Annotated in this window: 18 protein-coding genes and 1 tRNA gene; 12 read left to right on the top strand and 7 right to left on the bottom strand. The window is 59.5% G+C overall.

Translation table 11 applies throughout. The annotated features are described in order from the left end of the window. Positions 1-3: 3 nt before the first annotated feature. Positions 4-1242, bottom strand: a complete 1239-nt coding sequence (hutI, locus tag EPD60_RS01210; protein ID WP_131446020.1) for an imidazolonepropionase — start codon at positions 1240-1242, stop codon at positions 4-6. A gap of 813 nt (positions 1243-2055) precedes the next feature. On the opposite strand from hutI, the gene treS reads away from it, so the two are divergent. Continuing rightward, the gene (gene treS, locus EPD60_RS01215) at positions 2056-5379 is read left to right on the top strand and encodes a maltose alpha-D-glucosyltransferase (protein ID WP_131446022.1); all 3324 of its coding nucleotides are present in this window, start codon (positions 2056-2058) and stop codon (positions 5377-5379) included. Positions 5380-5611: 232 nt separating this feature from the next. Here the strand turns inward: treS and EPD60_RS01220 are convergent, their stop codons facing one another. From EPD60_RS01220 to hutH, 4 genes are all read right to left on the bottom strand, one after another. Beyond that, on the bottom strand, positions 5612-7828 hold the full coding sequence (locus tag EPD60_RS01220) for a bifunctional alpha,alpha-trehalose-phosphate synthase (UDP-forming)/trehalose-phosphatase (protein WP_131446024.1): 2217 nt from the start codon (positions 7826-7828) through the stop codon (positions 5612-5614). Positions 7829-7919: 91 nt separating this feature from the next. After that, the gene (locus tag EPD60_RS01225) at positions 7920-8399 is read right to left on the bottom strand and encodes a DUF1648 domain-containing protein (RefSeq protein ID WP_131446026.1); all 480 of its coding nucleotides are present in this window, start codon (positions 8397-8399) and stop codon (positions 7920-7922) included. After that, positions 8396-10081, bottom strand: coding sequence for a urocanate hydratase (gene hutU / locus EPD60_RS01230; protein ID WP_131446028.1), 1686 nt, complete (start codon positions 10079-10081; stop codon positions 8396-8398). The genes EPD60_RS01225 and hutU overlap by 4 nt, the downstream gene beginning before the upstream one ends. A gap of 132 nt (positions 10082-10213) precedes the next feature. Further along, complete coding sequence (gene hutH, locus EPD60_RS01235) at positions 10214-11779, bottom strand: histidine ammonia-lyase (RefSeq protein WP_131446030.1); 1566 nt, start codon at positions 11777-11779, stop codon at positions 10214-10216. A 63-nt stretch (positions 11780-11842) separates the two neighbouring features. Here hutH and EPD60_RS01240 point away from each other — a divergent pair, with 63 nt between their 5' ends. After that, the gene (locus EPD60_RS01240; protein WP_131446032.1) at positions 11843-12367 is read left to right on the top strand and encodes a hypothetical protein; all 525 of its coding nucleotides are present in this window, start codon (positions 11843-11845) and stop codon (positions 12365-12367) included. Between the two features lie 61 nt (positions 12368-12428). After that, a tRNA-Arg gene (locus EPD60_RS01245) sits at positions 12429-12500 on the top strand. Between the two features lie 60 nt (positions 12501-12560). Here the strand turns inward: EPD60_RS01245 and EPD60_RS01250 are convergent. After that, the gene (locus EPD60_RS01250; RefSeq protein WP_131446034.1) at positions 12561-15149 is read right to left on the bottom strand and encodes a cation-translocating P-type ATPase; all 2589 of its coding nucleotides are present in this window, start codon (positions 15147-15149) and stop codon (positions 12561-12563) included. A 332-nt stretch (positions 15150-15481) separates the two neighbouring features. On the opposite strand from EPD60_RS01250, the gene EPD60_RS01255 reads away from it, so the two are divergent. The 9 genes from EPD60_RS01255 (at position 15482) to EPD60_RS01295 (ending at position 25118) form a co-directional block, all read left to right on the top strand. Beyond that, positions 15482-15922 (top strand): Hsp20/alpha crystallin family protein, encoded by a 441-nt coding sequence (locus EPD60_RS01255; RefSeq protein ID WP_131446036.1) that lies wholly within the window; start codon positions 15482-15484, stop codon positions 15920-15922. Positions 15923-16087: 165 nt separating this feature from the next. After that, positions 16088-16930, top strand: a complete 843-nt coding sequence (locus EPD60_RS01260; protein WP_131446038.1) for a universal stress protein — start codon at positions 16088-16090, stop codon at positions 16928-16930. A gap of 19 nt (positions 16931-16949) precedes the next feature. After that, the gene (gene ppsA / locus EPD60_RS01265) at positions 16950-19391 is read left to right on the top strand and encodes a phosphoenolpyruvate synthase (protein ID WP_131446040.1); all 2442 of its coding nucleotides are present in this window, start codon (positions 16950-16952) and stop codon (positions 19389-19391) included. 106 nt (positions 19392-19497) lie between these two features. Continuing rightward, entirely contained in the window at positions 19498-21075 is a 1578-nt protein-coding gene (locus tag EPD60_RS01270) for a sensor histidine kinase (RefSeq protein ID WP_131446042.1), read from the top strand. Between the two features lie 73 nt (positions 21076-21148). Continuing rightward, positions 21149-21520 (top strand): response regulator, encoded by a 372-nt coding sequence (locus tag EPD60_RS01275; protein ID WP_131446044.1) that lies wholly within the window; start codon positions 21149-21151, stop codon positions 21518-21520. Positions 21521-21720: 200 nt separating this feature from the next. Beyond that, a complete protein-coding gene (locus EPD60_RS01280; RefSeq protein WP_131446046.1) occupies positions 21721-22776 on the top strand; it encodes a response regulator in 1056 nt (351 codons plus the stop codon). Positions 22777-22874: 98 nt separating this feature from the next. After that, complete coding sequence (locus EPD60_RS01285) at positions 22875-23702, top strand: universal stress protein (protein WP_131446048.1); 828 nt, start codon at positions 22875-22877, stop codon at positions 23700-23702. A gap of 16 nt (positions 23703-23718) precedes the next feature. Beyond that, positions 23719-24279 carry a DUF1003 domain-containing protein gene (locus EPD60_RS01290; RefSeq protein ID WP_207896513.1) on the top strand — a complete coding sequence of 187 codons (561 nt, stop codon included), beginning with the start codon at positions 23719-23721 and terminating at the stop codon, positions 24277-24279. A gap of 161 nt (positions 24280-24440) precedes the next feature. Beyond that, complete coding sequence (locus EPD60_RS01295) at positions 24441-25118, top strand: BON domain-containing protein (RefSeq protein ID WP_131446052.1); 678 nt, start codon at positions 24441-24443, stop codon at positions 25116-25118. A gap of 25 nt (positions 25119-25143) precedes the next feature. Here EPD60_RS01295 and EPD60_RS01300 read toward each other — a convergent pair whose 3' ends face one another. Then, entirely contained in the window at positions 25144-25518 is a 375-nt protein-coding gene (locus EPD60_RS01300; protein ID WP_131446054.1) for a hypothetical protein, read from the bottom strand. Positions 25519-25678: the final 160 nt, after the last annotated feature.

Raw genomic sequence — 25678 nt, forward strand, 5'->3', positions numbered from 1 at the left:
TGCTCATAATGGTTCACCGCCCAGCAGCACTTTTTCGATGAGGTTGCTACCGAACGCATAAGGAAGATACGCCAAAGACGGTATCGGCCGTGTCAAAATGAGGTCGGCTCTTTTGCCCACCGCAATGGAGCCGCACTGCTCCTGCCATTCGAGCGCGCAGGCACCGTTGAAGGTAGCGGCGTTGATGGCTTCCTCGGGCAGCAGCTTCATGCCGATGCAGGCCATGGACACCACGAGGTTCATGTTGCCGCTCGGCGAAGAGCCGGGGTTGAAGTCGGATGCCAGTGCCAGCGCGCAACCGGCGTCGGCAAGTGCCCGCGCCGGCTGGAAGGGCATGCGCAGGAAGAAGGCGGCAGTGGGCAGCAGGGTGCCCATGGTGTCCGATCCGGCGAGGGCGGTGATGGCCGCATCATCCATACTCTCCAGGTGGTCTACCGATACCGCGCCGACGCCGATGCCCGCCTGTACGCCGCCCGAAACGGCGAGCTGGTTGGCATGCAGGCGGGGCTTCAGCCCATGCGCCCTGCCGGCCGTACAAATACGGATCGTCTGCTCCGGGGTGAAGAAATTCTCTTCACAGAACACATCGATATAGTCGGCCAGCCCTTCGGCCGCGATGCGGGGCAGCATCTCTTCGATGATGAGGCGGATATAGCCCTCGCGGTCGTCGCGGTATTCGGCGGGAAAGCTGTGGGCGCCCAGGAAGGTGCTGCGGACGGGCATGCCGCTTTTTTCGCGCAGGCGGCGCGCCACGCGGAGCATCCTGAGCTCGCCTTCCACCGTGAGGCCGTAGCCGCTTTTTATCTCGATGGTGCCGGTGCCAAGGCGGCGCAGCTCCTGCAGGCGGGTCCAGCCCTGGCGGAAGAGCTCGTCTTCCGAGGTTTCGTTGAGCAGGCGTGCCGAGTTGAGGATGCCGCCGCCCCGCGCCGCGATCTCGGCATAAGAGACGCCGCGGATCTTATCCACGAATTCGGCCTCGCGCGAGCCGGCGAATACGAGGTGCGTGTGGCTGTCTACCCAGGCAGGCAGCACGGTGCCGCCGCAGCAGTCGATATGCGCGCGGAAAGCTCCGGGTTGCTGTGCCAAACTGCTCATGGGCCCGAAGGCGGCGATGCGGTCGTCTTCGATGATGAGGTAGGCGTCTTCGAGGGCCGGCAACTCCGCCAGGGCGGCGCCCCGCAGCGGTGCCCGGGCATCCCGGATGCCGGCAAGCCGGCCGATATTAGTGAGCAGGAGATTCATGGGCGGCTAAAGTACGGTGTTCCCTCTTCTTGTGGCCCCCGGGTGGCACTCATCGAGCGGTTGGCCTTGCGGGTCGGGGACCCTGAACCCTGCGGGGTTTGCGCGGCGCCGCGCCCAGACCCCACCCCCTGCCCTCTCCGAAGGGAGGGGGGTAGCGTTCCCTTAGCCGGGAAAGGCATGCGCGCTTCGTAGCCCGGCATGCACTGCCGGGATGGTTGATTCATCCGAAAGCCCCCGAAGGGGTTCAGGGTCCCCGACCCGGACCATGGGGCGCCGGGGCTGCCCGACGGGGGCCAAAAACGCGCATGCCTCCGGCATGCCGGGAATGGCGGAGGGGTATCCGGTAACGTATCAGCGTCTCCCGGGGCGTAGGATCATAGCCTGACTTTTCATACTGCCATCCTACGGTGCGTAGGAAGGTATTATGGATTTTCATACTACTATCCTACGGTGTGTAGGGTGCCTGTTTGCGTTTTCATACGACCCTCCTACGGTGTGTAGGGTGCCTGTTTGCGTTTTCAAAATGCCATCCTACGGTGCGTAGGGTGCCGGTTTGCGTTTTCATACGGCCATGCTACGGTTTTTGTTATCCACAATTCTTGATTATCAGCATTTTGTGGGGTCAGGCAGTCCGGCACCCGCCAAAGGCGGTTCAGGGTCCCCGACCCGGATGCCCCGGGTTGGAGGGCCGCCACGCCGGGGGCATTCTTCGGCTTCACTCAGAATGACAAGCATGGTGTCAGGCTGAGCTTACCGAAGCCTGTCGGGTACGATATTTTCAGGGTTGGTCGGTTAGGAACTGAACAAGATCGTATGGCAACTCTCACGAACAAAAGCGAAGACCTGCTCTGGTACAAGGACGCAGTCATCTATGAATTGCATATCAAGGCCTTCCGCGACGCGGACGGCGACGGGATCGGCGACTTCAAGGGTTTGATCGAGAAGCTCGACTACCTCCAGGAGCTCGGCGCCACGGCGGTGTGGGTGCTCCCCTTTTACCCCTCGCCCCTGCGCGACGACGGCTACGACATCGCCGATTATTACAGCATCAACCCGCGCTACGGCGACCTGGAGCAGTTCAAGGCCTTTCTCGATGAGGCCCACCGCCGCGGGCTGCGCGTCATCACCGAGCTGGTGGTGAACCATACCTCGGACCAGCACCCCTGGTTTCAGCGGGCGCGGCGCGCACCCAAGGGCTCGCCGGAGCGCGACTACTACGTATGGTCCGACGACCCGACCCAGTATAAGGATGTGCGGATCATCTTCCAGGATTTCGAGGCCTCCAACTGGACCTGGGACCCCGTGGCACAGCAATATTACTGGCACCGCTTTTTTCACCACCAGCCCGACCTCAACTTCGACAACCCGCAGGTGCAGCAAGAGATCTTCAACGTGATGGATTACTGGTGCGCCATGGGCGTGGACGGCTTCCGCCTCGACGCCATCCCCTACCTGTTTGAGCGCGAAGGCACCAACGGCGAAAACCTGCCGGAGACGCACGAGTTCCTGAAACGGCTCCGCAAGCACGTGGATGAGAAGTTCCCGGGAACCCTGTTCCTGGCCGAGGCCAATATGTGGCCCGAAGAAGCGGCCGCCTATTTCGGCAACGGCGATGAATGCCATATGAACTACCATTTTCCTGTGATGCCGCGGATGTTCATGGCCGTGCAGCAGGAAGACCGCTACCCCATCACCGATATTTTTGAGCAGACGCCGCCGATCCCCGAAAACTGCCAGTGGGCGATGTTCCTGCGCAACCACGACGAGCTGACGCTGGAGATGGTAACCGACGAGGAACGCGACTTCATGTACAAAGCCTACGCGAAGGATCCGAAAGCGCGGATCAACCTCGGCATCCGCCACCGGCTGGCGCCGCTGATGGACAATAACCGCCGCAAGATCGAGCTGATGAATTCGCTGCTCTTCTCGCTGCCCGGCACGCCGGTGTTGTATTACGGCGACGAGATCGGGATGGGCGACAACTTCTACCTCGGCGACCGCGACGGCGTGCGCACCCCGATGCAATGGTCCTCGGACCGCAACGCGGGCTTTTCGGATTGCAACCCGCACCAGCTGTACCTCCCCGTTATCCTCGACCCGGAATACCATTACGAGGCCGTGAACGTGGAGCTGCAGCGGCGCAACACGTCGTCGCTGTTCTGGTTTATGAAGCGGCTCATCGCGCTGCGGCGCAACTTCAAGGCTTTCAGCCGCGGCGATATGCAGTTCCTCAATGTCGAGAATCCCAAGGTGCTGGCCTTTACGCGCACCTTCGAAGACCAAACGGTGCTGGTGATCGTCAACCTGTCGAAATACGCGCAGCCCGCCGAGGTAGACCTGCGGACCTTCCGCGGGTACCAGCCGGTGGAGCTGTTCAGCCGCAATAAGTTTCCCGCCGTACGCGAAGACGCGCCCTACTTTTTTACGATGGGCCCCCACTCCTTCCAGTGGTTTCAACTCGAAAAGGTGCGCTCGCGCGTGGAGGAAGACCGCTCGATACCGATGCTGGAGCTGCTGCAGGACAGCGAGCCGCTGAGTGCCTTTGTGCGGACGCAGCTGGAGCAGGACGTGCTGCCCACCTATGTCTTCAGCCGCCCGTGGTTTGCCGGCAAGGACCGCACCGTCTACAGCCTGAACATCGCCGAGCAGCAACGCATGGGCAACGGCTATCCTTCGTGGTGGATGCTGCTGGAAGTGAACTACGAGAGTGGGTTGCCCGAATGGTACCAGCTGGCAGTGGCGGTGGTGCCCGAAGAGCGCGCGCAGGAGCTGGCCGCAACTTACCCCGAATCGATCATCGCTCATGTGAATACACCCGAAGGCCCGGCCATGCTGTGCGATGCCTTCTACCTGAAGGAGCTGCAGCGCGCGCTGCTGCGTCGCCTTGTTACGGGCGAACATAAGGAGCTTCCCACCGGCAATGTCTATTTCGATGCTGTGGAGGAGCTGAGTAACTACGATTATGAAAACGCGACGCCGCGGGTGTTTGCGCAGAACAAGTTCAATACGTCGGTGGTATACGACAACCGCCTGTTTGTAAAGTGGTACCGCAAGGTGGAGTTTTTCGTCAATCCCGATGTGGAGCTGAACCGCTACCTCTCGCTCGAGGCGGGCTTCCCGCATACCCCGCGCTTCCTGGGCTCGGTGGAGTGGCAGGGCGCGCGCGGGCGCATGGTGCTGGCCATTGCGCAGGAGCTGGTTGACAACCATGGCAATGCCTATGATTTTCTCCAGGAGCGGGTGCACAACTTTATCGAGCGCATCATCGCCCGCAACAACTCCGAAGAGTTGCTGCGCTACGAGCCGGCTACCTGGGCCTCGCCGCGGGCCTACGAGGAGCTGCCGGAGGCGCTGCGGGACCTGGTGGGGAGCCGCGCCGCCGAGCTGATGCGCCAGCTGGGTGACCGCACGGCGCAGATGCACAAGGCTTTTGCCCGCAACACGTTGTCACGCGACTTTGCCCCCGAGGAGTTTTCCCTGCACTACCAGCGCTCCCTGTTTGCGTCGATGGTGTCGCTGGTGCGCGATACTTATCACAAGATGAACCGCGCCGAAGGTCTCGACGAGCCGGCGGCCGTACAAATACGGGAACTCGGGGCGCGCCGCGGTGAGCTGCTGAGCCTTCTCAAACGCATCTACGACCACAAGCTCGATATCCTGAAGATCCGCACACACGGCGCCTTCGACCTGCAGAAGGTGCTGCTCACCGGTAAAGACCTTGTGCTGTATGATTTCGGTGGCAACATCCAGAAAAGCTACAGCGAGCGGCGCATCAAGCGCTCGCCCCTGCGCGATGTGGCGCAGATGGTGGCCGGAATTTATGAAGCCACCTTCGCGGCCTTTTCGGCCAACAGTCACTTCCCCGGCGAGCGGGAACAGTTTCTCCCCTACGCCGAGCGCTGGGCTTACCTGCTGAGTGGCTTTTTCCTGCACGCCTATTTCGATTGCGTCAACGGCGATGGCTTCGTGCCGAAGGATGAGAACGACGCAGCCATGGTGCTGCAAACCTTCCTGGTGGAGCGCTCGCTGCGTCACCTGGGCCAGCACCTCGCCGGAGCAACCGGTCGCGTGGATGCGCCGCTGGCCATTATCCGGTCGGTGTTTGAGCAGGCGGATGTGCCGGTGGGAGAAGCGTGAGCGTGAATCGTCAATCGTGAATCGTCAAAGGCGCCGCAAAGCGGCGCCTTTGACGTCATTGCGAGCGTAGCAAACTCCCTGACCTAAAGACTGGTCCTCGCCCGCGAGAGCCCTAGTTCGAAAATCCTTTTAGCTGAGGAGCATCCTGCGTAAATCTGGAGTTTGCTTCGCTCTGCTCGCAATGACGGGCATTCGCCCGTCGCGCAAAGCGACGCAAACCCTTACCCACGATTCACGACCCCTGGTGCGCGGTGGCCTGCGCGAAGCGCCGCAGCAGCGGCAGCACCTGGCTCTGTGCCCAGAGGCTGAAGCGGGCCGCCGTTTTCGTTTTACCGACGCGGATGGTCACGGCCTTGTCGCGGAGCACGCGGAACATGTCTTCGTCGGTGGTGTCGTCGCCGATGCAAAGCATGAAGTCCGGTGTGAAGCGGTCGAGCAGCTTTTGCGCTGCCGTGCCCTTGTCGATGCCGATGAGGCGCACCTCGAGCACTTTGTTTCCATCGATCACCTGGAGCGCCGTATTGGCCGTGAGCTGCAACAGGCTGTTGCGCAATTCGCGCGAGCGTGTGAAGCCGAGGTCGGGGTGCGTGTTGCGGTAGTGCCAGGCAAGTGTATTGTTTTTTTCTTCGATAAAGGAGCCCACACAGCGGCCCACAAACGACTCCATCAAGGGCCGGATCTGCTCCTTCCATTCGGGTGCGATGGTAACCTGGCTTTGCCAGTCTTCGCCGCGGTAGCGGATATAGGCTCCGTGTTCGGCCACCATGCTCAGGGGCAGGTCGCCGAGCCATTGCGCGAGCGTTTCCGGGTCGCGGCCGCTGATCACCACTACCTCGTTGGCCGGGTCGTTGCCCAGCTCCTGCAGCACCTGCAAGGCTTCTTTGGTAGGCACGGCAAGCGAGGGCAGCTTGGCATAGGGCGCCAGGGTGCCGTCGTAGTCGAGCAGGATACAGCGCCGGCCGGCACCGGTATACTGTTCCATCAGTTCCTGCGTGGTGGGGCCGTCGATAAAGTTGGACTGCTCGCGTTCCTGCTCCCGCTTTACCTCTACGAGTGTATCGAGGTTGTCCTGGATCCAGTGCTGCACGTCGTAGGATGCGAGCCGGCGTTGCATGAAGGAAAGGCGGTTGCGCTGCTCGGTGAGCGGCATGATGAGCGCTGCGTTGATGGCGGCGGCCACTTCGGACGAGTCCGTCGGGTTCACGAGGATGGCCTCGCTGAGTTCTGCCGCGGCGCCGGTGAGCTCGCTCAGGATCAGCACCCCTTTATCGAGACAGGAAGCCACGTATTCTTTGGCCACGAGGTTCATGCCGTCGCGCAACGGCGTGATGAGCGCCGCGTCGGCCGACTGGTACAGCGCACAGAGCTCCTCGAAGCTGAGGTGGTTGTAGCGGTACAGGATCGGCTGCCAGTTGAGCGAGGAGTATTTTCCGTTGATGGTGCTCACCTGCTGCTCGATCTGCCGGCGCATGGCTGCATACGATGCGATGTTGGCGCGTGACGGAATGATGTTGAAGATGAACACTACCTTTTCGCGCCACTCGGGAAAGCGCTCCAGGAACTGGTCGTAGCCTGTGAGGCGGTAGCTGAGTCCCTTTGTGTAATCAAGTCGATCAACAGAGAAAATAATTTTCTGCCCCATGAACTTTTCTTCGAGCGAGGTGCTGATCCGCGCCGCCAGGTCGTTGAAAAGTGCGTCGCGGAATTTCTGGTAATCGATACCGATCGGGAACATATCCACGCGCACCGTGCGGCTGTCGTAATACAGCGTGTTGAACTGGTTTTCGACCTTCAGCACCATCTTCGCCGACTGGATAAAGTGCTGCACGTAGTCGTAGGTATGAAAGCCCAGCAGGTCGGCGCCGAGCATACCTTGCAACAGCAGTGTTTTCCATTCGGTGGGCAGCAGGCGGAACAGCTCGTAAGAAGGAAACGGGATATGCAGGAAGAAGCCGATGGTGGCTTCGGGCAGGCGCCGGCGCACGAGCTGCGGCACCAGCATCAGCTGGTAATCGTGCACCCACAGGATGTCTCCCGGCTGGTACAGCTCCACCAGGCGATCCGCGAAAAGGGAATTCACCTGCAGGTAGGCATCGAAGTCTTCCTGTCGGTATTGGGTGGTCTGGGGAAAATAGTGAAACAAGGGCCACAGCGTGGCATTGGAGAAGCCGTTGTAATAGCGGTCGTATTGGGTGGCAGGCGGGAAAAGTGGCTCGATGCCGAAATCGCCCGGCATCACGTTTTTTTCTACCGCTTCCTGCCAGTCTTCGGGCGCCGCGTCCATACTGCCTACCCAGACGCGCTCGGTGTAATCACCGGATGGGCTCTTTTCAAAGTAACTTTTTATTGCGGATACGAGACCGCCGGAGCTTTGCCGCACGCGCAGGCCATCGTGCTGCCGCTCGAGCGAATACGGAAGGCGGTTTGATACTACGATGAGTCGGGCCATACCTGTAGCTCATCCAAAAATTAAGCCAGCACAAAAGCTTTTCAACGGACCTTTTAAGCCGCCTTCCGCCCGCGGGCGCAAGCAGCGCTGCCTACCGGGATACGTCTCTTTTCCGGCTCGCGAAAAGCCGGAAGAGAAACAAGACCACCGGTGCCAGGATCACCACCATGATAAAAGGCACCATCGCGCCGGGCTCATAGTTGTCGCGGCGAAATGCAGCTCCTATTGAGTAATAAATTCCGGCGGCCATGACGAGGCAAACGGAAAGCCGGACCTGGAGAAAGAGCGAACGCAGCAGGGCGAGATTCTGTTGCGGGTCGCCGTGGCCGGGCTTTTGCGGCAGCTTATCGGCATAGTGGTACAGCAGGCTGAACAGACCGTAGAGTGCGCTGGCAAGCACCGGGAGCACCCAGATGCTGGCCTTCGGTCCCCAGTTGGTGGCCTGGCCTTTTGCATCAAACTGGATGGGTATCGTGGCCGGCAGGGCGCCGTAGCTGCGGATCACCATCAGCCAGATAAACAGCAGGAGGCCGCCGGAAAGCCAGCCCAGCAGGCGTGCGGAGCGGCTCATCGGGATTGAATGATTTTGTCCAGATCAAGATCGTGCGCGGCGGCGGTTTGCTGCGCGATTTCATAGCCGGCGTCGGCATGACGGATGACGCCCATGCCCGGGTCGTTGCGCAGCACGCGCCTGAGGCGCGCTTCGGCATCATCGGAGCCGTCGGCAACGATCACCATCCCAGAGTGGATGCTGTAGCCCATGCCCACGCCACCGCCATGGTGCAGGCTTACCCAGGAAGCGCCGCCGGCGGTGTTCACCAGCGCATTGAGGATCGGCCAGTCGGCCACCGCGTCGGAGCCGTCCTTCATGGCTTCTGTTTCGCGGTTGGGCGATGCCACCGAGCCGGTATCGAGGTGGTCGCGACCAATGACAATTGGTGCTTTTACCTTGCCGCTGCGTACCAGCTCGTTGAAGGCCAGTCCCGCCTTTTCGCGCTCGCCCTGTCCAAGCCAGCAAATGCGTGCCGGCAGTCCCTGGAAGGCGATCCGCTCCTTTGCCAGCTTGAGCCAGCGTTGCAGGGAGGTGTTCTCCGGAAACAGGTTGGCGATCACTTCATCGGTGACCGCAATATCGGCCGGATCGCCGCTTAGGGCTGCCCAGCGGAAGGGGCCTTTGCCTTCGCAGAAAAGCGGGCGGATATAGGCCGGAACGAAGCCGGGAAAATCGAAGGCATTCTGCAGCCCGCGCTCTTTTGCGCGCGCCCGGATATTGTTTCCGTAGTCGAAGGTGATGGCACCGCGCTTTTGCAGTTCGAGCATCAGCTCCACGTGATGGTACATCGAATCGTAGGCGAAGTCGATATACTGCTCCGGGTTTTCGGTGCGCAGCACACGCGCCTGCTCTTCGCTCAGCTGGTGCGGCCAGTAGCCGATCAGCGGATCGTGGGCCGAAGTCTGGTCGGTGAGCGTGTCCGGAATAATATTGCGGGCAATGAGGCGTTCCAGTAGTTCTACGGCATTGCAGTGTACGCCGATGGAGAGCGCCTCGCCTTTTTGCTTTGCCTCGAGTGCGCGGTCGATGGCGGCGTCCACGCTTTCGATCATGAGGTCGAGGTAGCGGGTTTCGAGGCGCTTTTCGATGCGCCACTTTTCTACTTCGGCTACAAGCGCCACGCCTTCGTTCATGGTGATGGCCAGGGGCTGGGCGCCGCCCATGCCGCCGAGGCCGGCGGTGACGTTGAGGGTGCCTTTGAGCGTACCGCCGAAGTGCTTGTCGCCCGCTGCTGCGTAGGTTTCATAAGTACCCTGCACAATGCCTTGTGAGCCGATATAGATCCAGGAACCCGCGGTCATCTGGCCATACATCATCAACCCTTTGCGTTCGAGCTCCTCGAAGTGCTTCCAGTTGGCCCAGTTGGGAACCAGCTGCGAGTTGGACAGCAGCACGCGCGGTGCATCTTTATGCGTTTTGAGGATACCTACGGGCTTGCCGCTTTGGATCAGCAGGCTCTCATCGTTCTCCAGCACCTTCAGCGCGGCGATGATCTTATCGAGCGCTTCGAAATTGCGCGCCGCCTTTCCCCGGCCGCCGTATACAATAAGGTCGTCGGGACGCTCGGCCACTGCCGGGTCGAGGTTGTTGAGCAGCATCCGCAGCGCGGCTTCCTGGATCCAGCCCTTGCAGTTCAGTGTGGTGCCGGTGGGGGTTTTGTATTTAACCGGGTCGTATTTCGAAGTGGTTGTTACTGACATATAGCAAATAATAAGTGGTTCAAGGTGTTCAAAAGGTTCAAGGGGTTCGAGTGCTTCAGGGGGTTCAGGAGGTTTTTGGGGCGTCGGTTATGAACCAACCCGGAACCTTAAAACCTCAGAACCATAGAACCTTTAATCGGGGTTAAAGGTCGAAAATCCTTCGTTGAGATCAATTCCGTTAGCGCCGGCGCATCGATTCACTTCGTCAACAAAGCTGAAGTCGGCAATGACTTTCTTAGCGGCATTGATATCATCGGCAAAGATGCGGTCTTCCTCGGCAAAGCTGACGTGGCTGCGGATAAAGCTGTGCGCGCATTCCAGCAGGGCGCTGCTTTTCAGCGGGCGACGGAACTCGATCGCCTGTGCGGCGCTTACGAGTTCGATAGCCAGGATATATTCGAGGTTGTCGATCACCTTATGGAGCTTGCGCCCGCTGATGGAACCCATGCTCACATGGTCTTCCTGGCCAAGCGAGGTCGGGATGGAGTCAGCCGAGGCGGGGAAGCAAAGCGTTTTGTTTTCCGTCACGAGGGCCGCCGTGGTATACTGCGGGATCATGAAGCCGCTGTTGAGGCCCACATTGTTCATCAGCAGCAGCGGCAGTCCCCACTTGCCTTCGAGCAGGAGGTAGCAGCGGCGGTCGGAGATATTACCGGCTTCCGCAGCGGCGAAGCAGGCATAATCGAGCGGAAGCGCCATCGGCTGGCCGTGAAAATTTCCGCCCGAGATCGTATCGTCTTTTCCAAGCACGATCGGGTTGTCGGTAACAGCGTTGGCCTCGATGGTCGTGAGTTCTTTAAGGTGCTGCCATGCCGTACGCGAAGCACCATGTACCTGCGGCATGCAGCGGAGCGAATAGGGATCCTGCACGCGGCCGCAGTCGACATGGCTTTGCATGATATCGGAGCCCTCGAGCAGGCGCCGCAGGCGCTGGGCCACCAGCTGGTTGCCGGCGAAGGGACGCAGCGCATGGAGCCGCTCGTCGAAAGGCGCCTTGGTGCCGGTGAGGGCCTCGAGGCTCATGGCGCCGATGATATCGGCTGCTTCGAGGCAGTTGTGCATCCGCTGCACCGCCTTGATGGCGAAGGCAAGGATGAACTGGGTGCCATTGATGAGTGCCAGGCCTTCCTTCGGACCGAGAGCGATCGGCCCCAGCCCATATTGCTGCAGCACGGAACGCGACGCCATGCGCACGCCTTTATGAAATACTTCACCGAGCCCGATCAGCGGCAGAAAGAGGTGCGCAAGCGGGGCCAGGTCGCCGGAAGCGCCCACCGAGCCTTTCTCGGGCACGACGGGGATAACATCGTTTTCAATATGCCAGATGATGCGCTTGAGCGTGCTCAGCTGCACACCCGAAAAGCCCTGCACCAGGGCCTGTACCTTGGTGATGAGCATGAGCTTGGCAATCTCTTCCGGAATAGGCTCGCCCACACCCACGCTGTGGCTCTGCAGGATCTTGTGCTGCAGCAGGCGGGTGTCGGCTTCGTTGATGGCGGTATCGGCCAGGATTCCGAAGCCCGTGTTGACCCCATAAACGGTGCGGCCTTCGTCGACAATGGCCTGAACAGCCTCCTGGCTCTCCAATACGCGGCGGGTAGCGGCTTCATCGAGACGGCCCTCCAGGCGGCTTGCAGCCAGCGAAAGGGCGCTTTGAACGGTCAATTTCTGCGTTCCGTAGAAAAATGGAATTCTCATAACAGTGGGTAGCGAAAATAACGTTTAACTTAGAGCGACAAGCTTTTACCCCAAATCCACCCTATGGAGAATCTTTTTTCGGCTATTGCCACGCTACTTTTCGGCCGCGCTGCCACCGCCACGCCCCTCACCTATCGTTGCTGCGCCCTGGGCAGCACCCTGCGTTTTCATAAAGCGCCTTTTGTACACCAATCGTACAACCGGGAAGGCGATGAATTTTTTACCGGGCAATCGGTAGAAGGTCCGGTGACCTATGGCTTTGTTACCTGCCGCCTTATGAAGCCGCTGAGCGACCTCATGCTTGCCGAGCAACGTCTTTTTCTTTTCATGGAAAGCCTGCACGAGCATTTCGGTATCACGTGCACCGCCGGCCTTGATCATGGCATTCCCTTCCCCGGCGATGCCGACGCAATAGGTATGACGGAATACTGGCAGGACGAACAAGGCAAGGACTGGAAAGTGGCAGGCTGGACCGACGGCACCCTGCTCAGTGTCATGTATGTGCGCGACATCTCCATCACCGACTTCCGTCGCCAGGATGCTTTCCTGAATTCGTTCCGTTTCGCCCCGGCCCGTAAATTCGCCTGATATAGCGCAGGTGCTTATCTTTGCCCGCTCCGCAGATGACGGCGCCCTGCGCGTCCCATCCGGCTCCATAGCTTAATGGATAAAGCGCCTGCCTTCTAAGCTGGTGATCTAGGTTCGATTCCTAGTGGGGCTACTCCAAAAATATTCAACCTCCTGAGCCTTCAGGAGGTTTTTTATGTCCGCTTCCAAGCTGCTATGCGGCCTTCCCGTACGCAGCACCAAAGGCCCGTCTGCGCCAGCTTTTTACTGCCTTTTCAATTTCCACCACAAAGAAAACGATCGAAGACAAGGCCAGGCAGCACCCGAGCTCCCGCACGGAAAGCGCTTGCGTATGAAAGTAGCGCTGGGCCAGCGGCAGGTAGATCACCAGCATCTGCAGGCAAAACGTGATCCCGATGGTGAACAGCAAGGTCGGGTTGAGCCCCCTTCCCTTTTTGCTGAATAAAGACTGCTCGGAGTGTATGGCCATGGCATGCCCGAGTTGCGACAGGGACAGTACGGTGAAGACCATCGTTTGCCAGTGCGCTTCCATGAGCCTGATCGAGATCGCCTGGGTCATCAGCGTCACAACGGCCATCAGGAGGCCGACCCAGATAATATGGAAACCCATGCCCTGGAAAATGCTTTCGTCGGGTCGTCTTGGCGGACGGCGCATTACGTCCTGCTCGGCTTCGCCGGCGGAGAGCGCCAGCGCCGGGAGCCCGTCGGTGGCCAGGTTGATCCAGAGCAGGTGCACCGGCAGCAGCGGCACGGGTAACCCTAACAGCGGCGCAAGAAAGATCGTCCAGATTTCGGCACCGTTGCAGGTCATGATATACTTGATGAACTTGCGGATATTGTCGTAGATCCTTCGCCCCTCTTTCACCGCGCCAACGATCGTATTGAAGTTGTCATCAAGCAGGATCATCGATGCGGCCTCTTTGCTGGTGTCGGTACCGGTGATGCCCATCGCCACGCCGATGTCGGCCTTCTTCAGGGAGGGCGCATCATTCACCCCGTCACCGGTCATGGCAACAAACTGTCCCTTTTGCTGCAGCATGTTGACGATGCGGAATTTCTGCTCCGGCGAAACCCGCGCATAGACGCGGATATCATTCACAATCGCTGCAAAATCTTCATCGGCAAGTCCGTCCAGCTCCGGGCCCGTGAGCGCGCCTTCCGCTTCCATCAGTCCGATGGAGCGCGCCAGCGCGATGGCCGTTTCGCGTTGATCGCCGGTGATCATTACGGGGTGAATGCCGGCCTCACGGCATTGCCGCACCGCGTCGGCAACGCCGGCACGCGGCGGGTCGATCATCCCCACCATCCCCACAAATTGAAAATCATGCTCGATCTCCGGCGCCGTCACCGATTCCGGAAGCCGGTCAAGCAGCCGGTACCCGAAGGCCAGCACGCGGATGCCGCGCCGCGCCATGGCCGCGGCCGCTTCGGGCAAGGGCTCATCACGTTGATCCTTTTGGCGGATGCCCCAGATCGCCTCCACAGCGCCTTTTGTCAACGCAAGGTAGCGGTCGCCGAAGCGGTGAATGGTGGTCATGCGCTTGCGCACCGGGTCGAAAGGCAGTTCAGCCACCCTGGGATAGCGTTTCGCCAGCGTGTCACTGATCGCCGGACCGTGCGTTGCTGCGAGCGACTTCACCAAGGCTATTTCCGTTGGATCGCCGGCCAGCCGGCCGCCGTCGTTGCGGACCGTATGGTTCAGCGCCATGGCCAGCTCGAGGTAGGACAAGGATTCCTCCGGGCCGCGCTCCCCGCCTGCCGGCACCTGTTCCACTACGGTCATTTCGTTCTGGGTGAGGGTGCCCGTTTTGTCGGTGCAGATATACGTTACCGAGCCGAGCGTTTCCACTGCTTCGAGGCGCCGCACGAGTGCCTTGTTTTTTGCCAGCCGGCCGGCGCCGCGCGCCAGCGATATGGCAATCAATGCCGGCAGGGCCTCGGGGATGGCCGCCACGGCCAGCGACAAAGCCAGCAGCAGCATCGGCAATGGAGCCTGACCCTGTAACAGCCCGACGCCGAATAACAACATGCAAATAAGCAGGATGAGCCAGGAAAGCTTTTTCCCGAAGTCCGACATACGCCGCTGCAGCGGCGTCGGCCCGTCTTCCATCTGCAGCAGTTGCGCGATGTGCCCGAGCTCCGTTTGCATGCCCGTTGCCACCACCAGCGCCCGCGCCCTTCCATTGGCTACCTGCGTACCCTTGTAGAGCATGTTGACGCGCTCGGCGAGCGGCAGGTGCGGATCGGACAGGTCGTGCGCGGCCTTTTGGGCGGGAACCGACTCGCCGGTGAGCGAGGCTTCCAGCACCTGTAGCGAATGGGCTTCGAGGAGCCGGGCATCGGCGGGAACGGAGTTGCCGGCCTCGAGCAACAACACGTCGCCGGGCACAAGCTGGGTGGCATCGATATCGGCGGGATGGCCGTCGCGCAGCACCACGCACCGAAGCGCCGCCATGTTCTTCAGGGTGCTCAGCGTCTGCTCCGCGCGGTATTGCTGGAAAAAGCCGAGTACGGCGTTCAGCAGAACGATCAGCAGGATGATCACCGTGTCGGCCACCTCTCCCACCAGTCCCGAAATCAGGGCCGCCACCACCAGCACCCCGATCATTACATCGCGGAACTGCGACAGGAACAACTGCCAGGGGGAACGCCTTTTTTTCTCCGGCAGCACATTCGGCCCCCAGCGGTCGCGGCGCTGCGCGGCCTCGCTGCCGGAAAGCCCAAACGCTGACGCGTTCAAAGCGGTTAATACCTCCGATACACCTTTCTGATGCCATTCCATATAAGGGGTGCTTCAAATGATCGAATACACAAAAAGCAATTCCGGCCAAAGGTGCCGCCAAAGGTGCGGCCGCATACTGACCGCTGTCAATGCGCTTCCTGACCAAGGTTGCGTGTAATGCTCCCGATGATATTTACGCGGCGGCACCGCGTCCGGCCCGGGTCTGCCGCATGTTCCAAAAAACCTGTGCTGAGCTCGCGCCGGCGCAGCCCGGAAAACCGCAACGGGCGGTATGACCACGAACAGCAGGCGATACTGATCCCGATCCTTATTTGCCGCCGGAGGCGCAAGCATCTTCGGTTCGAATATTTTCTTTACCCAAAACTCTTTTTATGGCAACCAATGTATCCAACGCGGGCTTTAGCACCCCCGCCCTTTTCAATGACTTCTTCCGTCCGTGGAGCGAGTGGTTTGGTGATGGTGGGCATAATACGCGGAGCGATATGCCGGCGGTAAACGTTTCGGAAACCGATAAGGAATACCGGCTGTCGCTGGCGGCCCCGGGCCTGAGCAAGGAAGATTTCCAGGTAAACGTGGAGGGCAAGCTCCTCACCATCCGCTCGGAAAAAGAAGAGCGTCATGCGGAGGAAAAAGAAAGGTATACCCGGAAGGAATACAGTTTTTCTTCTTTCTCGCGCAGCTTCAGCTTTCCCGAAGATGTGCAGGCCGACAAGATCAGCGCCGTTTACAAGGACGGCATCCTGCGCGTTGAGCTTCCGCGCAAGGCGCTGGCCGGCCCGGGCAATGGCGCAAAGAAGATCTCAATACAATAATACACGCCACCGGCAGGCGGTTCGCCGCCTTGAAACCAATGTAACCCGGCCTTGTGCCGGGTTCGTTGCTTGTTGGCCGGAGATAACTGCCATCATCACCATACCCTGCCGGTCGTCATTCTGCGCGCGCGCCTTACCGGATAATTTTAATAAATAAGCACGTCCATGAAAAAATTCATAGCTGCCTTCGATGGTCTCCGCTTTTCGGCAAGTGCGCTGAGTTATGCCATAGAGCTTGCGAAAAACGCGAATGCGCACCTTGTCGGCGTGTTCCTGGAAGATCCGCACCTGCACAGCTATGGTCTTGCGGAAATACAGCACTACAAAGACGAATCCTTTGAAGGGCATCTGCGCACCCTGAACAAGAAAGACGACGACAAGCGGCAGGCTTCGGTCCACTCTTTCCGCAGCACCTGCGAGGCCGCCGGTATTGCCTATAGCGTGCACCGCGACCGCAACGCCCCAATCCGGGAGCTGTTGCATGAATCGATCTACGCCGACCTGCTCATCGTAAGGGCTACCGAAGACTTTGCCACGAGGCCGCCCGAAGCACCCAGCAGCTTTGTGCGGGAGCTCCTCCAGGATGTGCAATGCCCGGTTGTGCTTGTGCCGGAGTATTACCATGCGATCATGGGGGTAAAACTCCTTTACGACGGTTCTCCCGCATCGGTATGCGCCCTCCGCTCCTTCAGCCATCTTTTTGAAAACCTGCGGCAGGAGGAGACCGAGGTCATCACGGTGAAAGGCGGCACCGCCAACATGCACATACCCGATGGCAGGCTGATCAGGGAGTTTGCAAAGCGTCATTTTCCCCACGCGGAAATCACGGTGCTGAATGGCTATGCCGATGAGGGCATCATACGGTACCTGCGCCTGCAAAAAAAAGAAGTGCTCCTGGTTCTGGGTGCACATCGCCGCAGCGCGCTTTCCCGGCTTTTCCATCCCAGTATGACCTACGAGCTTTTGCATCATTTGAAAATGCCTCTTTTCGTTGCCAACCACGGGTGACACTCCTAAAACAAACACCATGGATTCTTTTATCAAAAACTTTTCGGAGATCGGGCTGAAGGACCTGGCCGAAGTCGGCGGTAAAGGGGCTTCGCTGGGTGAGCTGGTCTGCAAACTCGTTCCCCTGGGCCTGCGCGTGCCCGGCGGCTTTTCGGTTACTGCCGCCGCATTCCGGCATTTTCTTGAGGTCAACGGGTTGCGGGACCGTCTGCGGGTGCTGCTCGGCAAGCTTGACCGGAAAACCTACCAGAACCTCTCCGAGATCGGCGGCGCGGCCCGCAGCCTCCTGGTAAACGCGGAGCTGCCCGACGACCTGAAACACGCCATTTCCGTGGCCTACCGCAAGCTGGGCGCCGGCGTGGTGGCGGTACGCAGCAGCGCTACGGTCGAAGACCTGCCTACAGCCAGCTTCGCCGGGCAGCATGATTCCTTTCTCAATATCATGGAAAGCAGTGAAGTGCTCACTGCTGTCCGCAACTGCTTTGCTTCGCTTTACACCGACAGGGCCATTAAGTACCGCGAAGACAACGGCTTCGATCACGGGCAGGTGGCGCTCTCGGTTGCTGTGCAGCAAATGGTATCGGTGGACAACGGGAGCTCCGGCGTGGCCTTTACCCTCGACCCCGAAACCGGCTTCCGCGACGTTATCCATATCAGCGGCACCTGGGGGCTCGGCGAAAACCTGGTGCAGGGCGCCATTACACCCGATGAGTTCTGGGTGTTCAAGCCAACTTTGCAGCAGGGATATGATGCGGTGTTGCAGCGAAAGCTCGGGTCGAAAGAACACACGCTGGTCTGGGCCAATGACAGCCTGACCTACAACTACGTGACACCGGAAGAACGCCGGAACCAATTTGTGCTTGACGATAATCATTTGCTTGAGCTCGCCCGCTGGTGCTGCCACATCGAGGATCACTACGGCAAGCCGATGGATATCGAGTGGGCCGTGGATGGCAACGATGGACTTCTTTATATCCTGCAGGCGCGTCCGGAAACGGTGCAGGCAAACCGCAACCCGCGCATTTTTGCCGACTACCGCCTTGGTAAAAAAGGAACGCTGCTCGCCTCCGGGCAGGCGGTGGGCATGAAGGTGGTGAGCGGAAAGGCACGGATCATCCGTACCGCTGCCGACCGCGCGCAACTCCGTCCGGGCGAGATCCTCGTTACCGGGCAGACGCAGCCCGACTGGGACCCCGTGCTCAAGCGGGCAGCAGCCATTGTTACCGATATAGGCGGCCGCACCAGCCATGCCTCCATCGTGGCGCGGGAGCTGGGCGTGCCGGCCGTGGTCGGCTGCGGCAATGCCACCGGTGCCATAAGCGACGGCGCGCTTATTACCGTATCCTGTGCCGAAGGCAAGACGCGGAACATATACAGCGGCGCGATTCCCTACACGGTGGTGGAGCATGATTTTTCCAACACGCAGTTGCCGGAACGCACCGGGGTGAAATTCATCCTGAACGATCCGGACAAAGCATTTCGTCTTTCGCTCTTTCCCAACAACGGCGTCGGGCTGGTGCGCCTCGAGATCATCATCAGCAACCAGGTGCAGGTGCACCCGATGGCACTGGTGCGCTTCGCGGAGCTTAAGGATGACGAGACGCGCCGGCGGATCGGGGCGCTTACCCATTCTTATCAGGACAAAAAGGAATACTTCGTGGACAAGGTGGCCCAGTCCATCGCGATGATCGCAGCCGCCTTTTACCCGAAAGAAGTGATCGTGCGTACCAGCGACTTCAAAACCAACGAATATGCCGGATTGACCGGAGCCGCTGAATTCGAACCGAAGGAAGAAAACCCGATGGTGGGATTCCGCGGCGCGTCGCGGTATTACCACCCGCTTTACCGGGAGGCTTTCGCGCTGGAATGTGCCGCCATCGCGCGGGTGCGGACGCGGATGGGGCTAGAGAATGTGAAGGTCATGATCCCCTTTTGCCGCACCGTGGCGGAGGCCGAAACAGTAGTGTCGGTGATGGCTGCCAACGGGCTCAACCGAAGTAGTGACCCGGGCCTGGAGCTGTATATGATGGCCGAAATTCCCGCCAACGTGTTGCTTGCCGATGCGTTTGCCACGCATTTCGATGGCTTCTCCATCGGCTCCAACGACCTGGCACAGCTGACGCTTGGCATCGACCGCGACTCGGCACTGGTGGCGCCGCTGTTCAGCGAGCAAAATGAAGCAACGCGCCGGCTGATTGCCGATATGATCGGCGCCGCGCACCGCAACGGTAAAAAGATCGGGCTTTGCGGACTGGCGCCCGGCGATGACCCGGCATTCGTACGCTTCCTGGTGAACGAAGGCATCGACAGTATTTCCTTCATCCCGGGCGCGTTGCTCACCGGCATGGCCGTGGTGCGCCTTGCCGAAAAAGAGCGGAAGGCAACGGCGGCGCCCGACCAGCAGTCGCGGCGCGATGCGGCGCCGGTGGCGCAAAAGGCATCCGGAGGTGGTCCTTTCTGACATACCTGCCTGGCGGTCGTCGGCGTTTCGCCGCCGGTGATTTAGGGTGAACCGGTGTACCTTACATAGTGGGCGACAGGGATCGCAGCATTCAAGTAATACGAGCATGAACCGACCTAGCAAACAGGCAGACGAAGCATACCGCCGGTTGATCGTGCGGCTGCCCGAAGGGGCGCTGTTCCTGCTGGATGGTGACGGAAACGTGAGCGACTGGAATGATGGTGCCCGGGCACTCACGGGGTACCGGCAGGACGAGGTGCTGGGATGCCACTATTCGTTTTTGTTTCCGCCTGATACCGGCTTGCCCGACCTCGCGAAGGACACGCAGGCCGGGGCTCACAAGGTTTTTGGCTGGTGCCGCCGCGCCGACGATACGCGTTTCCGGGCCCGGGTATCGGTGGTGGCGCTGAATGAGCCCGCGGACAGGCATGCCTGTTACGGCATCTACCTGCAAGACGTGACCGACCAGGCCGAAGCGGAGGCCGAGACCCGGCGGCTGAACCAGGAACTGGAGGCACGCCTGCAGCACAGCCAGTCGGAGATCCAGGACTACAAGATTGCCCTTGATGCTTCTTCGATTGTGGCGATCACCGATCAGAAGGGCGTCATCCGTTTTGTCAACGATAATTTCTGCAGTATCTCCGGGTACAGCCGCGGGGAGTTGCTGGGCCGCGATCACCGCATCATCAACTCGGGGCACCATCCGAAGGAGTTCATACGCGAACTATGGCACACCATTGCGCGCGGGCAGGTGTGGCACGGCGAAATAAAGAACCGCGCCCGCAACGGAACCTATTACTGGGTGGATACAACGATCATTCCTTTTCTCGATGGCAACGGAAAGCCTTACCAATATGTGTCGATCCGCTACGACATCACGCAACGAAAAAAAGCGGAGGCCCGGCTGCAGGAAATCAACGAGCGGCTGGAGCAACTTGTGCAGGACCGGACACTCGAACTTACCGGTTCGCTGGAGCGGGAAAAAGCCCTGAACAGCATGAAGTCGCAATTCGTATCGATGGCCTCGCACGAGTTCCGCACGCCACTGAGCACCATCCTTTCCAGCATCGGTCTTATCGAGCATTACCAGGATATGGAGTATCGCGAGAAACGAGAAAAGCATGTGGAGCGGATCAAGGCGGCGGTGTTCGACCTGACCAGCATCCTCGACGACTTTCTATCGCTCGATAAGCTGGAACACGACAAGGTATCGATCCATCCGATTGCATTCAGTCTCCCGGAGTTTCTGAAAGAGCTGCTTGAGGAAATGAGCCTGCTCGCGCATAAAAAAAACCAGCGGGTAAACCTTTCCTTTAAAGGACCCGGGTCGGTTTGCGTGGACCGCAAGATCCTGCGCAATATCCTGCTGAACCTGTTGTCCAACGCCCTGAAATATTCACCCCCGGGGAAAGAGATCTGGCTGAGCGCGGAGGTTGCCTCCCGGTGGATAATATTAAAAGTCAGAGACGAGGGCATGGGCATACCCGAACATGCGCATCAGGCCATCTTCGGGATGTTTTACCGCGCGGAAAATGCGGCGCATATACAGGGTACGGGCCTTGGTCTCAATATTGTGAAGCGTTACGTGGAATTGCTGGACGGCGATATCCGCTTCGAGAGCGCGGAACAGAAAGGCACCGAATTTACCGTGCGGCTGCCGGCCGAAGCCAGCGCTGACCGGTGAACCTTTTCACGAACAGGCAGGACACTGACGACGCTCATAAAAAAGGCTGTTTCAAAAAGCGAAGTTTACCGCGATGAAGAAGATCCTGATCATAGAGGATAACCTGGAGATCCGGGAGAATACGGCGGAACTGCTGGAGGTGCACCAGTTTGAGGTGATGACGGCGCGCAATGGCCGCGAGGGCTACCTGATTGCGCGGGAAGCGCATCCCGATATGATCCTGTGCGACATCATGATGCCCGGCACCGACGGCCGGCGCTTTCTCGAGCTCGCACGCGCCGACCGGCGGACCTCCGCCATACCGGTCGTGTTTTTCTCGGCCGGTACGGCCGGCCCTGACCTGCAACAGCGCCTCATCGGCAAGGCGCAGGGCTTCCTGAAAAAGCCCTTTTCCGAGCAGGCGCTGCTCGACATCGTTTTCCGCACCCTCCCCGGCGCGGTTTAGGCAAAAGCCCGGCCGGATAAAACTCAGTTCCCAAAAGGTAATGGTTCGTTTATTGTGGCAGATATAACCGGTTGCGGTGTCAGTGTCGCCCGGCGGTACCGCCGTCGCATCCAGGCTCAGCAGGACGCCAGGCAAAGTCGGATAGATGAGTAGCTGAGGATCCTATGAATGCTTTTTCATGTGCTACAAAAAACCAATGTATGAAAAAGATCCTCCTCATTGAAGACAATCCGGAGGTGCGGGAAAATACCGCCGAATTGCTTGAACTCTGCCACTACCGCGTTGTGACCGCCAGCAACGGGAAAGAGGGAATTACCGAGGCCCTGCAGGTGAAGCCGGACCTCATCATCTGCGATATCATGATGCCGGAGCTCGACGGCTATGGTGTGCTGCACCTGGTGCAACGCAATCCGGAGTTGCAGCAGACACCCTTTATCTTCCTTACAGCCCGGACCGAGCAAAGCGAGGTGCGCCACGGTATGTCGCTGGGGGCCGACGACTATATCACGAAGCCCTTTGATACCACCGACCTGCTCCGCACCGTGGAGAGCCGGCTGCGTAAGTCGGAGCTGCTCCGCAAGGTCCATTCACCCGGCCTCGAGGGCGTAAACGAGCTGATCTCCGCCGCCGGCGGTGATGCCGTGCTGCAGGCTTTCGTGGAAGGACGCCACCTCGATCACTATAAGAAAAAGGAGCGCATCTTCACCGAGGGCAACCACCCGATCCGCCTTTACTATGTGCAGAAAGGGAAGGTGAAAGTGTACAAGATCAACGACGACGGGAAAGAGCTGATCCTGAAGATCGTTTCCGAAGGCGAATTTTTCGGCTACGTGGCCCTGTTGGAAAATACGCCCTACCGCGTCAGCGCCGAGGCGCTGGAGGATTGCGAGATCGCGGCGATACCACGGGGTGAATTCGAAGAGCTGATGAACGCCAATCCCCAGGTCACCCGCCGGTTCGTAAGCCTGCTGGCGCGCGATATCCGCTTCAAGGAAGAACAGCTGCTGCGGATTGCGTACAACTCGCTCCGGCGCAAGGTGGCCGATGCCCTGCTGGCGGCGCAGGAGCGCTTCCGGCGGGGCGAAGAGCGACTGCCCATCCAGCTGACGCGCGAAAACCTCGCGGCAATGGCCGGAACGGCCACCGAGTCGCTTATCCGCACGCTCACCGATTTCAAGAATGAAGGGCTCATCGATATCCAGGATGGCCGGATCAGCATCCGCCAGCACGAAAAGCTGGTGCAGCTGATCAACTGATGCGGCTCCTGACCAGGGTCATCGGGCAGGGCTAATACGGGTCATGGCTCCGGTTGCCGCATTGTGCGACACTTGTAGCGGATCAAAGCAGGAACCGTATGAAAAAGATCCTCCTTGCACTATCCGAGGAGCGCTTCTCCGAGGAAGCATTTGACTTTGCCCTCGGGCTCAACCGACTCGGCCCGGTGCAGCTCACCGCCGCCTTTATCCCGCAGCCCGTCATCAACGGCACCTGGACGATCTATGGATCGCCGCCGGAAGCCATTCCCCTCGCGCCACCGCTGCTGCAAACCGACCCGGAGGTTTTTGCCGCCGTCAAGGGCGGCTTCGAACGCCGCTGCATCGCCAACGACATTCCCTACCGCACCCACGAAGGCGTGGCCGATACCGACCTGACGGAGCTCCGGAAAGAATCGCGGTATGCGGACCTGCTCCTGCTCGGAACCGGCGGCATTTTCGACAAGCTGTTCGCGCAGGCGGAATGGGACAACCTTACACGGATGCTTCACGCGCTGGAGTGCCCCGCGATCATCGTTCCGGAAAATTTCCGGTTCCCGGAAAAAGTCATCATCGCCTTTGACGGGAGCCGTGATGCCGCCCACGCGGTGAAGCAGTTTTATTCCTTCCTCCCGGAGCTCAGCGCCCTTCCGACGGTGGTGGCCTACGCAAGCAAAGACAAAAAGGATGCGATCCCCGACCGGTTGTACCTGGAGGAACTGGCGCTGCAGCATTTTCACGACCTGACCTTTACGCATCTTACCGGGAAGCCCAAAGAAGCCATCGCTTCCTGGATGCGGCAACAGGCACACCCGATCCTGGTGAGCGGCGCCATGGGGCGCGGCGGCCTCTCGCGTCTTTTCCGCGAGAGCTTCGTTCAACCGGTGCTCACCGAACAACAGTTTCCTGTTTTTATAGCCCATTCCTGACCTCTAAACTGAAATTTTGAACAGCCAGCTCACCGACCTCCTGGATAGTGAAAACCAACATCTCAAAAAGCTCAATGAGATCGTGGTGGAGGCCATCGAGGAAGAACGAATTCTTTCCCACAAGCTGTCGCCCTTTGACGGGCGCCGGCCCACGTTCCGCGAGCGGCTCGAGGACAACGTGTCTTCCTTTGGCGGCAGCTGGACCTTTATCTTCCTGTGCCTGCTGCTGATGTTTTCGTGGATGGCGCTGAACACCTTCGTGCTGCGACACGCCTTCGACCCTTACCCGTACATCCTGCTCAACCTGGGCCTCTCTACGGTGGCGGCGCTGCAGGCCCCGATCATCATGATGAGCCAGAACCGGAAGGAAGAAAAGGACCGCCAGCGTGCCGCCAATGACTACATGGTAAACCTGAAGGCCGAGATCGAAGTGCGCAACCTTCACCAGAAACTCGACCTGCTCATTTCGGAGCAGATGAAAACGCTTTTCGACATCCAGAAAGTTCAGGTGGAGATCATGGAGGAAATCAGGGCCCACGTGCTCCGGCGCGGGAATCAGAGCAGCAAAGGATCTTGATTCTGTTTCCTGTATGGCAATGCTCCCACGTGCTGCGACTAGTTACCCGGGCGGGTCCTGACAGCCATTATCACCCTTCGTGACTGCCATCATATGCAGCGGCCTGTGGCTCGCTTACCTTGATGTGCAATGCCGCCATTTTCTTACTCAAAATTTCCATTATGAAAACGGACGCACAGATTCAGAAAGACGTGATGGATCAATTGAAATGGGATCCTTTCCTTTCGTCGGCCACCATTGGCGTTGCTGTAAAGGATGGAGTGGTGACGCTTTCGGGTGAGGTCGATTCTTTCGCGCGGAAGGTGGCTGCGGAGCGGCAAACGCTGCAGGTTGCGGGTGTGCGGGCCATTGCGGAAGATATGCAGATCGGCGTGTTGCCCGCCAGCAGGAAATCCGACGCCGATATTGCCGGCGCCGTAGTGCATGCACTGCAATGGAACAGTTCGGTGCCGGATGATAAGATCAAGGTCCGCGTGGAAGACGGCGATGTATACCTCGAAGGCGAAGTGGACTGGGAATACCAGCGTGCGGCGGCCCGCAACGCCGTTGAGCAGATCGTCGGCGTCCGCTGGGTGCATAACGGCATCACGCTGAAGCCGCGGGCTACCACCGGCGATGTGCGGCAGAAGATCAACGAAGCCTTTCAGCGGTCGGCGAATATCGATGCCAACAAGATCACGGTGATCGTTGACGGCAATACGGCCACACTCCATGGTACCGTCCGCTCCTTTGCAGAGAAGGAAGACGCCGGCAAGGCTGCCTGGACCGCACCCGGCATCACGCGGGTAAGCAACCAGCTGAAGATATCGATGGAGTCGCAGGGAATCTTTGAGTTCTGAATCCACCGGCGCGGAAAAATCATCCTCAAAGCAGGTCGGGCTCATACATACCACGGGTCACGACTTTGCCCATGTGGTTCTGCTGCTCGAGGCAATGACACTCTTTGTGCAGGATGTTTTCCCAGTAAAAAGGCCCCCGGCGCAGGATCTGGATGCCGATGCCGGATAAGCGCTGTAGGCTTTCCTCCACGGAGGCGATCGTCGACTTGCGGTCGATCAGAACCTCGCCGGTGAACTCTCGCCCGGCCAGGCGCCCCAACGGGAGATCGGGTTCGTTACGACCACCCGCTTCGCGGGCGGCAGGCTCCGGCAAAAGTTCGGGTTGCAGGTAGGGGTAGTGTTTACGGAACACCTGGCGGAGGTCGGAAAGTCGCATCCGGGAGTCGATCTGAAGTTTCATTTTCTGGTAGTTGGTTGGCTTAGTAAGAAGTGGCCCCTTGAAGCATTCACAAACCTAACCAACACAGCGGTGCCGGCGCCTGACCGTGGTCAGCCTGGAAGGATGATTGTGCCCGCACGCGCCATCGCCCCCGGGCTGACCGCGATCAGCAAAAAGGCAT

The sequence above is a fragment of the Flaviaestuariibacter flavus genome (assembly GCF_004337505.1).
Taxonomy (GTDB): domain Bacteria; phylum Bacteroidota; class Bacteroidia; order Chitinophagales; family Chitinophagaceae; genus Flavisolibacter; species Flavisolibacter flavus.